9 protein-coding genes and 1 tRNA gene are annotated in these 10,564 nt (G+C 39.0%); all 10 read left to right on the forward strand.

Translation table 11 applies throughout. The annotated features are described in order from the left end of the window. Nucleotides 1-21 precede the first annotated feature (21 nt). The 10 genes from hisZ to BLW93_RS05455 all read left to right on the forward strand — a co-directional run bounded on the left by hisZ (nt 22) and on the right by BLW93_RS05455 (nt 10,325). Nucleotides 22-1,299 carry an ATP phosphoribosyltransferase regulatory subunit gene (hisZ, locus tag BLW93_RS05410; protein ID WP_076713079.1) on the forward strand — a complete coding sequence of 426 codons (1,278 nt, stop codon included), beginning with the start codon at nt 22-24 and terminating at the stop codon, nt 1,297-1,299. Continuing rightward, the gene (locus BLW93_RS05415; protein ID WP_076713080.1) at nt 1,299-2,588 is read left to right on the forward strand and encodes an adenylosuccinate synthase; all 1,290 of its coding nucleotides are present in this window, start codon (nt 1,299-1,301) and stop codon (nt 2,586-2,588) included. The genes hisZ and BLW93_RS05415 overlap by 1 nt, the downstream gene beginning before the upstream one ends. Before the next feature lie 48 nt (nt 2,589-2,636). Then, nucleotides 2,637-2,713 (forward strand) — tRNA-Arg (locus BLW93_RS05420). A 276-nt stretch (nt 2,714-2,989) separates the two neighbouring features. Beyond that, nucleotides 2,990-3,541 carry an XRE family transcriptional regulator gene (locus BLW93_RS05425; protein ID WP_076713081.1) on the forward strand — a complete coding sequence of 184 codons (552 nt, stop codon included), beginning with the start codon at nt 2,990-2,992 and terminating at the stop codon, nt 3,539-3,541. Between the two features lie 131 nt (nt 3,542-3,672). Next, complete coding sequence (locus BLW93_RS05430; RefSeq protein ID WP_076713082.1) at nt 3,673-4,998, forward strand: HD-GYP domain-containing protein; 1,326 nt, start codon at nt 3,673-3,675, stop codon at nt 4,996-4,998. Between the two features lie 99 nt (nt 4,999-5,097). Further along, the gene (locus BLW93_RS05435; RefSeq protein ID WP_076713083.1) at nt 5,098-6,615 is read left to right on the forward strand and encodes a glutamate synthase-related protein; all 1,518 of its coding nucleotides are present in this window, start codon (nt 5,098-5,100) and stop codon (nt 6,613-6,615) included. 11 nt (nt 6,616-6,626) lie between these two features. Then, nucleotides 6,627-7,094, forward strand: a complete 468-nt coding sequence (locus tag BLW93_RS05440) for a 4Fe-4S dicluster domain-containing protein (RefSeq protein WP_076713084.1) — start codon at nt 6,627-6,629, stop codon at nt 7,092-7,094. Nucleotides 7,095-7,096: 2 nt separating this feature from the next. Then, nucleotides 7,097-8,395 carry an NAD(P)/FAD-dependent oxidoreductase gene (locus tag BLW93_RS05445; RefSeq protein WP_076713085.1) on the forward strand — a complete coding sequence of 433 codons (1,299 nt, stop codon included), beginning with the start codon at nt 7,097-7,099 and terminating at the stop codon, nt 8,393-8,395. After that, nucleotides 8,392-9,510, forward strand: a complete 1,119-nt coding sequence (locus BLW93_RS05450; protein WP_076713086.1) for a class II glutamine amidotransferase — start codon at nt 8,392-8,394, stop codon at nt 9,508-9,510. The genes BLW93_RS05445 and BLW93_RS05450 overlap by 4 nt, the downstream gene beginning before the upstream one ends. A gap of 20 nt (nt 9,511-9,530) precedes the next feature. Further along, nucleotides 9,531-10,325 carry a GltB/FmdC/FwdC-like GXGXG domain-containing protein gene (locus BLW93_RS05455; RefSeq protein ID WP_076713087.1) on the forward strand — a complete coding sequence of 265 codons (795 nt, stop codon included), beginning with the start codon at nt 9,531-9,533 and terminating at the stop codon, nt 10,323-10,325. Nucleotides 10,326-10,564 lie beyond the last annotated feature (239 nt).

A 10,564-nucleotide genomic window follows, 5' to 3' on the forward strand; every position in this document is an offset into this window, starting at 1 on the left:
TCTTTAAATTAAGGATGTAAAATGAGAGAAACTGAAATTCCAAGAGGATTTAAAACACATCTGCCTAAAGAAGCCCTTGAAATAGGTCACATTTTTAAGAAAATGGAGGGCATTGCACAGCAGTGGGGCTACCTTCCTGTTGTCCCACCCACAATAGAGTACCTTGCAACATTTAAAAAGATAGATGAGCAGTTTGAAGAACTTGCCTTCAAACTTGTTGATAAACAGACCGGAAAACTGATATCTGTTCGTCCAGACTTTACGCCACAAATTGCAAGAATAGTAGCAGCATCCTTTAAAAACGAGGAACCTCCGTTCAGGTTTTACTATAAAGGAAGTATTTTCAGGGATACCAAGGGAAGCCGGGAATTTCCTCAATTTGGATTTGAGCTTATCGGCGTAAATGATATAGAAGCTGATGCAGAAGTAGTAAGCATAATCGTTGATATACTGAAAAATTTAGGACTTAAATCCTTCCAAATAGACATAGGACATGTTGAATTTATAGATGGTGTATTGGAGGAGCTCAATATAGAAAAAGAAAGTAAAATAAAGTTCATAAAGCTCCTATCACACAAAGATCTATCCGGCATAGAAATATTTATGGATGAAAACAACCTGGAGGCAAGCAAGAGAGAAAAGATAGAAGAACTCCTAGAACTTTACGGAAAAGCGGAGATTCTTGATAGAGCACTTGAAATATTTGGCAATGAAAAAGCAAAAAGAGCAGTAAACACACTTAAAGAAATGTTTGAAATCTTAAAGACTTACGGCTTTGAAGAAAATATAATTTTTGATCTATCAGAGAGAAGAGGAATGAAATACCATAGTGGAATAACGTTTGAAATCTTCCATCCTCTATTCGGTATATCTCTCGGAAACGGCGGAAGATACGACAGTTTGGTGAAAAGTTTCGGAAGAAACCTACCTGCTACTGGAGCAGCAATCAGAATAGACCACATTTATCAACTTGTAAAAAGAAAAGAGACCCTCAATCTGCAACTGCCATCCGACATTTATATAATAGATATGAAGAAGGAACTCAGGAAAGCCTACGAAGTAGCAAAACTGCTCAGGAAACAAGGATATAACGTTGCAAGGGATATAGTTAAAAGACCGGTTGAAGCCTCACTAGAAGTAGCCTTTAACAAAGGATTCAAATATGCTATAGTCCTCAATCCCCAGGGTGAAAATAATCGAGTGATCGTTACAGGACGAAATACCAGAAAAGTGATTGAAGAAGGTAGAACAATTGAGGAAACTGTTAGCAAGATAATAGAAAGTCTGGAGGAACATTAATGGCAACACTTGGAATAGTGGGCACCCAGTGGGGTGACGAAGGTAAAGGAAAAATAGTAGATATCCTTTCGGACAAAGCAGATATAATTGCAAGGTTTCAGGGCGGAAACAACGCCGGGCATACAGTAGTAATAAGCGGAAACAAATACGTTCTCCATCTGCTTCCGTCCGGTATTCTTCACGATGAAAAAATATGTGTTCTCGGAAACGGAATGGTAATCGACCTTGAAGCTCTCATAAATGAAGTGGAATTTATAAAACGTGTCGGAAAACCGGTAGATGGAAGAATTCTTCTATCTGAAAGAGCACATATAATACTTCCCTACCATAAGCAGCTTGATGCAGCCTCAGAAATGAAAAAAGGTAACGGTTCAATAGGCACAACATTAAAAGGTATAGGTCCTGCATACAGAGACAAAGCCGGAAGGATGGGCATAAGAATTGCTGACCTTAAAAACCCCGAAACCTTTAAGAGAAGACTTGTAGAAAATATTAAAGAAAAAAGCATAATTCTTAAATATGTTTATGGTTATGAACCCGACTTGAACGCCGATGAGATATACACATCAACCATGCGTGCCTTTGAAAAACTTGAACCTTTTGTGGCCGATACAATATCCTTTTTAAATAGAGCCATTGACGAAGGAAAAAATGTCCTGTTTGAAGGTGCTCAGGCAACACTTCTTGACATAGATGCCGGAACATATCCATTTGTTACATCTTCAAACTCTTCAGCTTTAGGTATAGCTTCTGGAACAGGTATCAGTCCAAAAAAAGTTCAAAAAATAGCCGGAATTGCAAAAGCTTACACAACGAGAGTGGGAAGCGGCCCTTTTCCTACAGAACTTGGCTGTCAGTTAGGAGAACTATTAAGAGCAAGGGGACACGAATACGGCTCAACAACCGGAAGACCAAGACGCTGCGGCTGGTTGGACCTTGTTGCCGTTAAATATTCAACCATAGTTAACGACCTTGATTCCCTTGTAATCACAAAACTTGACGTTCTCGATGCATTTGAAGAGATAAAAATATGTGTTGGATATAAACTGGATGGAAAAACCATTAGTAACTTTCCGTCAACAGTTGAAGAACTTGAACTTGTAGAACCGATTTACAAAACATTACCGGGATGGCATACGGAAACTACACAGATACAGGAATTTGATAAACTTCCAGAAAACGCTAAAAAGTTTATAAACTTCATTGAAGAATATGTTGGCATTCCTGTATCTTTTGTCTCTACAGGACCTCAGAGAAGTGAAATTATATGCAGAACACCTCTGTGGTAGGTTGAATTTAACCTAAAAGTAGCTATATTTTCTTAAAAATAAAGTGCTGCGCCCGTAGCTCAGTAGGATAGAGCGCGAGATTCCTAATCTCGAGGTCGCAGGTTCGATCCCTGCCGGGCGCGCCACTTTCTTAAAAAGTCAGGATTATTTACTCTCAAACCTTCCAAACCTTTAAAAAGCGAAAATTATGAGATTTTAATATTCGATTATAACCTATTGGTTCCATTATTCAGCCTCACGGTTATTGGCTTTTTAAAAAAATTTTTTTAAATTTACGTTGCATATTGGAACAACGGAAACAAATGATTATAAATACGAATGAGTTTCAATAAACAAAATGAGAGCTTTGGCAAAGAAACAAATAAGATGGAAGAAATAAATACAAGCACAGGGAAGGCTTTATGGAAAAGTTTGATCCTTTAAAACTTAAGAAATTAAGAAAGAAAAAAAATTTAACACAAGAAGAGCTTGCAGAGATTTTAGGAGTTCATCCGGTAAGTTATGCAAGATGGGAATCGGGACAGAGAGAACCTAAAGCCGAATACGTCATAAGGCTAGCAAAAATACTCGGGACATCTCCAGAGTACTTCTTCAAAGAAGAGAAAAATATGGAGTATAAAACAAAAAAAATAGACCTTCCTAATCATCCTAACGGAAATATACCGTATCAAGTGTTATGGATAGAAATAAACGAAGACCTGTGCAATGTTGTAAAAGCCGGTGATGTTCTATTGGTAGCCAAAGTTCCTCTTAAATCTTTAAAAAATGGAGAAAAAATTCTTGTATCAAGAAATGGTAAAAGAGAAATAAGGCGATACTTTTTGAAAGAAAATACTGTATTCTTGATTCCAATGAATGATTCTGAAGAAATAATAATTTTGGACAGAGAGAAAGCTTCAGAAATGGAAAAGCACATGTATTTAATTCTTGGGAAATACCAACCGCTAAGATAAAAAACACCTACTACTACCTGATGGTTAATTTAAGAAATTAAAATTAAATTCTTAAATTTAATTATTATTATTTCCAATCTGCAAATAAGAGGTATAATGCAAAATATAAACTGAAATGGGGGATACTTGAAATGGTGGCGCTTGGTCAAACTATTGATATATCAAAATTTCTACTAGCAATATCCTCAATGAACGGTCTCTCAGATCCGGCAATAAACAATCACAATTACAGGGTGGCTTTCCTCTCTTATCTTATAGGAAAAGAGATAAGCTTTTCAAATGAATTTCTTTACAATCTTCTAGTCTCCGGACTGCTTCACGATATAGGACTTCTACTCGTTCACATAAGCGAAGATATAGCTCTTTTAAAAAACCCTTCAGAAAAAGAGACAAAGAAAATTCACCTCCATGCGGAAGTAGGATATGAACTTTTAAAAAAATTTCCCTATTTTTCAAAAATAGCTAAAATTGTTAAGTATCATCATTATTCTTATCAAGAAGCAATATCAAGTCCACATATTCCATTTAGCGCAGCTATAGTAAATCTGGCAGACAGAATAGACATCTTTATAATAAACAATGCAGATCCTGAAGAGCCTTATTCAAATATATCCAAAGTATTGCCAAAACTTGAAAAATTCCTTAATAGGCAGAAAGGAAAAACCTTTAGTCCGAAGCTGGTAGATCTGTTTCTCAATAAAATTTCTCACCAGGAAGCCTTCTGGTATGAAATACTAAATGAGGAATGTTTGAAAGAAACACTGGAATACTTATTAAAAAGCTTCGATAACAAGCTTCCGTCAGAAGCCTTTTATGACCTTTCACAAATTCTGGCTTACTTAATTGACTTTAAAAGCCCTTTTACAGCCACTCACTCTTCTGGAGTAGCTCAAACAGCTGTCTCACTTGCCAGTTTCTTTAAATTCACATCTCCAGACTTAAAAAAAATAAAAATAGCAGGACTTTTACACGACATAGGAAAAGTGGCAATACCGCTAAACATACTAGAAAAACAGGGAAAGCTAACGGAAGAAGAATTTAACGTAATGAAATCCCATGTTTTTTATAGCTACAAAATCATATCACGACTGAATGTTGATAACGACATAATAGAATGGGCTTCCTATCACCATGAAACCCTTGATGGAACAGGATACCCTTTTAGACTTGCAGCTAAGGAACTTTCACTCGGATCAAGGGTAATGGCCGTGGCAGATATATTTACAGCCTTAAGAGAAGATAGGCCCTATAAAAAAGGACTTCCCCCGGAAAGAGCCGTCTCTATAATAGAAGAGCTTGCCCAAAAGAACAAGTTAGATAAAAGAGTTGTTAAAATATTGAAAGGAAACCTTAGTAATATAAGTATGCAGGTCGAAGAATCTCAAAAACGGGCGAAAGAACTCTACCAAGATTTAAGAAGCATAGTAGCCATGTATAAAGAACCAAAAAACTTGTAGATCAAGTTCCTTCATCAAGGGATAACCCGGTTATAAATTTTTGCTATAATACCTTCCACCTTTTGCTTTCTCCTTTTATCGTTTTTTCGGAGGTTAAAGATGCTTTTTAAAAAACCACAGGTTGCATTTTATCCCTTCATGGTTTTAAGGGATCCTGACAGATGTGTGAAATGTAAATCCTGCGTTGACCAATGCACGTTTGACGCAACCTACTATGACGAAGATTACGACAGGATCTTAAATCGTAATGAAAACTGCGTTAATTGTAAAAGATGTGAAGCTTTTTGTCCGACAGATGCCATAAAAGTGGTTCCCAATCCTTCAACATTTCATCCTGACGCCAACTGGACACCTGAAGCAATCAGGGATATTCATGTTCAGATGCTTACCGGTGCAGTAATCCTTACATCCACAGGAAACGACAAACCTTACAGAAACTACTTTGACCACCTTCTTCTTGATGCATGTCAGGTAACGAACCCATCAATTGACCCATTAAGAGAACCAATGGAACTAAAAACCTTCTTGGGAAGGAAACCTGACAAGTTAGAATTTGAAGAAGACGAAATATCCATAAAAACAACTATTGGAAAACAACTTAAACTCGAAATACCTGTTCTATTCTCTGCAATGTCATACGGTTCTATCAATCTTAACCTTCAAAAAGCAATGGCAATGGCAGCAGAAGAAAACGGGACATACTGGAACACTGGAGAAGGCGGACTCCACAGAAGTCTTAGAAAATATAAAAATTGCACAATTGTGCAGGTAGCGTCAGGAAGATTCGGAGTTGACATAAACTATCTTGAAACTTCAGCGGCAATTGAAATCAAAATTGGACAGGGTGCTAAACCGGGAATTGGTGGACACCTACCAGGTGAAAAGGTAAACGAAGGGATTGCAGAAACAAGAATGATTCCGGTTGGTGCAGACGCTATCTCTCCGGCACCTCACCATGACATATACTCTATTGAAGACTTAAGACAGCTAATTTATGCACTCAAAGAGGCGACAAACTACGAAAAACCCGTATCTGTAAAAATCGCAGCCGTTCATAACGTTGCCGCAATTGCAACCGGTATTGCCCATGCAGGAGCAGACATCATAGCAATAGACGGTTTCCGTGGTGGAACAGGTGCGACACCGAAATCTTTGAGAGATTATGTTGGTATTCCAATAGAGCTTGCAATTGCTGCTGTCGACGATAGACTCAGGAAAGAAGGTTTGAGAAATAACGTATCCCTGATAGCCGCAGGAGGTTTCAGAAATCCTATAGATGTATTAAAAGCAATAGCCCTCGGAGCTGATGCTGTTTACATAGGAACCGTTGCACTTCTTGCAGCTGGATGCACACAGTGTCAACAATGCCACACCGGTAGATGTGCATGGGGTATTACAACAAACGACCCGAAGCTTGCAAAGAGGCTAAATCCCGATATAGTTGCTGAAAATCTGTCAAACCTTTTAAGAGCGTGGAAACATGACATCAAAGAGATGTTGGGCGCTATGGGAATTAATGCCATTGAAAGTATAAAGGGCAACAGACTAAGGCTTAGAAGTATAGGCCTGACAGAACAGGAAAACAAAATCCTGGGCGTTCTGCCCGCTGGAATGTAAGGGGAGAGACCATGGAGCAGAAACAGCAAAATAAAAAGAGAAGAAACCTTTACAAGGTTTATCCCATAGAGGAAAACTGTATCTCATGCAGGTATTGTGAAGTTGCCTGCACTATGGTTCACAGTGAATCAAAAGACCCCATTAAGGCCTATAAACTTGAAGATCTTTTGCCAAGACCAACCGTCGAGGTAGAGGGTCCCGTTTCCATATCTGTGATGTGCAGACACTGTAAACACCCGTTTTGCCTTGACGCCTGCATATCAGGTGCTATCTGGCAGGATAAAAACGGTGCTGTTCACCTTGACGAAGATGTGTGCGTTGGATGCTGGAGCTGTGTTTTAGTGTGTCCTTTCGGTGCAGTTCATCCACATCTTAATAAAAGACACTCTTTAAAGTGTGACCTCTGTGAAGGAAGAGATTTCCCCGCATGTGTTGAAGCATGTCCAAACAGAGCGCTCGTTTACGACAGGGAGAGGTGAGAATGAAATATGTAATAGTAGGCAACAGTGCTGCAGCAGTGGGCTGTATAAATGGTATTAGAAAAGTTGATAAGGAAGGCGAAATAACAGTTATCACCTACGAAAAGGAAGGTTGCTACTCAAAGCCAATGATAGCCGATATTCTCGTTGACCTTCCTGAAGAGAAACTAATCTACAAAGATAAAAAATTCTTTGAACAGAAAAACGTAAGAGTGTTACTTGGAACAAAGGTAATAAAGATTGATCCAGAGAAGAGAGAAGTTGTTCTTGACACTGGAATAGCTGAAAACTACGACAAACTTTTAATCTCTACAGGTGCAAAACCGTTTGTACCGCCAATCAAAGGCAGTGAAAAAGAAGGCGTCTTCACATTTACAGAGCTATCAAAAGCAAAAGCCGCAAAAGAGTATATAACAAAAAATGGCGTCAAAGATGTTGTTGTAATTGGCTCAGGTTTTATAGGTCTTGAAGTTGCCTATTTCTTAAGAAAGAAAGGAATAAACGTTTACGTTATAGAACTTCTCAACAAGGTACTTGGAAAAGCGCTTGACAACAGGGGCTCTGAAATCGTAGAGAAAATAATGAGAGATATCGGTATAAACTTCTTTTTTGAAGATACTATAGAAGAAATCCTTGGAAATGAGAAAGTAGAAAGCGTAAAACTTAAATCCGGAAAAATTATTAATGCTGAAATGGTAATTGTTGCAATAGGTGTTAGACCGAACACGGAACTTGCCCAAACGGCAGAAATAAAAGTAAACCGTGGCATCGACACAAATCTGTTCATGGAAACATCCATTCCAGATATATATGCTGCCGGAGACTGTGTAGAAAACATAGACATTACAGACAACACAAAGAAAAACCTTCCACTTTTTCCCCTCGCCTTTGAACAGGGACTTGTTGCCGGACTTAATATGGCTGGAAAGAAGATGAAATATCTGGGCGGACTTCCTCTCAACTCACTAAAATTCCTTGAAGAGGTTCCGGTCCTCAACGCAGGCATCGTGGAACCGCCAGACTCAACATACGAAGTCCTTGTAAACGATAGGTTTGAAAAGAGGGGATACTACCGAAAAGCTATAATTAAAGATAACCGCCTTGTAGGCTTTGTTGCCATAGGAGAGGTTGACCGCGTCGGTATTCTCACAGGTATTATCAGACAGAAGCTTGACGTATCAACATTTAAAGAAAAGCTAATTGACATAGACTTTGGTCTTGTTCACCTTCCAAAGAATTGGAGAGAGGCAAGAATCCAGCAAGATAAAACAGGCTATAACGACTGGAGGCCCGAAGAATGATGAGTTATTCTGAAATGTCTGGCTGCGGTCTCGCAGGTTTTATTAACAGAGACGGAAAAAGAGTCTCTGGAAAAGATATCTTTGACTCTATAACATCTATGAAAGAACGTGGGAACGGTATGGGTGCCGGCTACGCCGCATACGGCATTTATCCAGACATGGCCGAATATTACGCGTTTCACGTTATGATGGACAGCATGGACATAGCAACCGAAATTACGGCTGTTTTAAATAGATTTTTCCACATTGTCAAAAGCGAAATGATACCCACAAAGAGCGTCCCATCTCTCTACAAAAAGACAACTCCCCCTGTATTTTACAGATACTTTGTAACACCGAGAGAGGATGTAAAACTTCCCCTTGAAACAGAAGAAGATATGGTTGTAAGAGCTGTAATGACTATCAACGAAAATGTAAAAGGTGCCTACGTAATCTCCAGCGGTAAAAACATGGGGGCTTTCAAAGGCGTGGGTGAACCGGACGAAATTGGTGAATTCTTTGAGATAGACAGTTACAAAGGATACATATGGATAGCTCATACCCGTTTTCCGACAAACACTCCAGGTTGGTGGGGAGGTGCCCATCCATTTACGCTACTCGATTGGTCAATAGTCCACAATGGAGAGATAACCTCTTACGGAACAAACAAAAGGTATGTTGAAATGTATGGTTATAAGTGCACGCTACTCACCGATACAGAAGTTGCAGCTTACATCTTTGACCTTCTCTTTAGAAAACACAAACTCCCGATAAAGGCAACTCTAATGGCAATTGCTGCACCCTTCTGGAAAGACATTGAATACCTGAAAAAGAAAAAGCTTAACAAAGTTGCAGAAATGGCTAAAAAAATAAGAGAAATCTACTCGTCTGCAATGTTAAACGGACCATTCGCAATGCTCTTTGCCTACAAAGACGGTCTCATAGGATTCAACGACAGGATAAAACTTCGTCCTTTCGTTGCGGCAATTAACGGTGATACCGTATACATGGCAAGTGAAGAGTCAGCTATAAAGGTTATCTGCAAAAATCCAGAAAAGGTATGGATGCCAAGAGCTGGGGAACCAGTTATCGCGCTCATGAACTACTGTAAAGACGGCATCTGCCACCCAGGATAACATCTTAAAGAGGTAGGAAAATGGAAGTTAAACAGCTTAACGAAACAACCTATGAGATAAAGTGTGGGACAACCCACTACAAAATCGTTAATGCAAAGATAAAAGAGTTAGTTAAAAACGGTGCTGAAAAGATAATACTCAGAGAAGTTTACGGACAGAGGTACATAGGAACGGGAATAAAAGAACCTGTAAAAATAGAGATTCACGGAACTGCTGGAAATGACCTTGGAATATTCCTTTACAATCCGAAGATTGAAGTTTTCGGAAATGCCCAGGACTGCGTCGGCAACACAATGATGAAAGGAGAAATCGTCGTAAGAGGCCACGCTGGTGATGTTTGTGGATATGGAATGAGAGGCGGGAAAGTCTATATAGAAGGAGACGTGGGTTATAGAGTCGGCATACACATGAAAGGATACAAAGAGTTTGTCCCAACATTCATCATAGGTGGAAAAGCTGGAAATTTCTTCGGTGAATACATGGCAGGTGGGAAACTCATATTGCTTGGACTCAACAGAAAAAGCAGTGAAGATATCGTAGGTGATTACTGTGCTACAGGAATGCACGGTGGCATTATATATGTTAGAGGTGAAGTGCCTAAAAGATATCTCGGTAAAGAGGTGAAAATTTTCGAAATAGATGACAAGGATAGGGAGATACTTGAAACAGAACTTAAAGGCTTTGCTAAAGCGTTCAATTTGAGCGTTGAAGAGATAATGTCAGAACCTTTTACAAAAATTGTTCCCGTAAGCGCAAGACCTTACGGAAGAATGTACGCCCACAGATGGGGAATAGCAAGCGGAATAATAAAATAAAATTTCCCCTCACTGATGTGAGGGGCGTTTGTTTATTCAATTAATACAAATATCCTTACCACTTCCTTAACGAGGTCTGGTAAAGTCTTTTGCGGTTCCATTTTTGCCTTCCTTCCTTCCTGCCTCTCTTACTGTTTATCATACAAAGTTACCCCATTCCTCGGTTGTGTCAATAATTTTGTGTAAACCATTAGGAGTACCTCCTGGAGAACATATCCTGAAGTTCTTCCTTAGCCTCA

This window comes from Desulfurobacterium indicum (assembly GCF_001968985.1).
GTDB classification, from domain to species: Bacteria; Aquificota; Aquificia; order Desulfurobacteriales; family Desulfurobacteriaceae; genus Desulfurobacterium_A; species Desulfurobacterium_A indicum.

Coding starts and splice junctions, on each gene's coding strand:
- hisZ (WP_076713079.1), top strand. CDS start 22: ATGAGAGAAACTGAAATTCCAAGAGGATTTAAAACACATCTGCCTAAA.
- BLW93_RS05415 (WP_076713080.1), top strand. CDS start 1,299: ATGGCAACACTTGGAATAGTGGGCACCCAGTGGGGTGACGAAGGTAAA.
- BLW93_RS05425 (WP_076713081.1), top strand. CDS start 2,990: ATGGAAAAGTTTGATCCTTTAAAACTTAAGAAATTAAGAAAGAAAAAA.
- BLW93_RS05430 (WP_076713082.1), top strand. CDS start 3,673: ATGGTGGCGCTTGGTCAAACTATTGATATATCAAAATTTCTACTAGCA.
- BLW93_RS05435 (WP_076713083.1), top strand. CDS start 5,098: ATGCTTTTTAAAAAACCACAGGTTGCATTTTATCCCTTCATGGTTTTA.
- BLW93_RS05440 (WP_076713084.1), top strand. CDS start 6,627: ATGGAGCAGAAACAGCAAAATAAAAAGAGAAGAAACCTTTACAAGGTT.
- BLW93_RS05445 (WP_076713085.1), top strand. CDS start 7,097: ATGAAATATGTAATAGTAGGCAACAGTGCTGCAGCAGTGGGCTGTATA.
- BLW93_RS05450 (WP_076713086.1), top strand. CDS start 8,392: ATGATGAGTTATTCTGAAATGTCTGGCTGCGGTCTCGCAGGTTTTATT.
- BLW93_RS05455 (WP_076713087.1), top strand. CDS start 9,531: ATGGAAGTTAAACAGCTTAACGAAACAACCTATGAGATAAAGTGTGGG.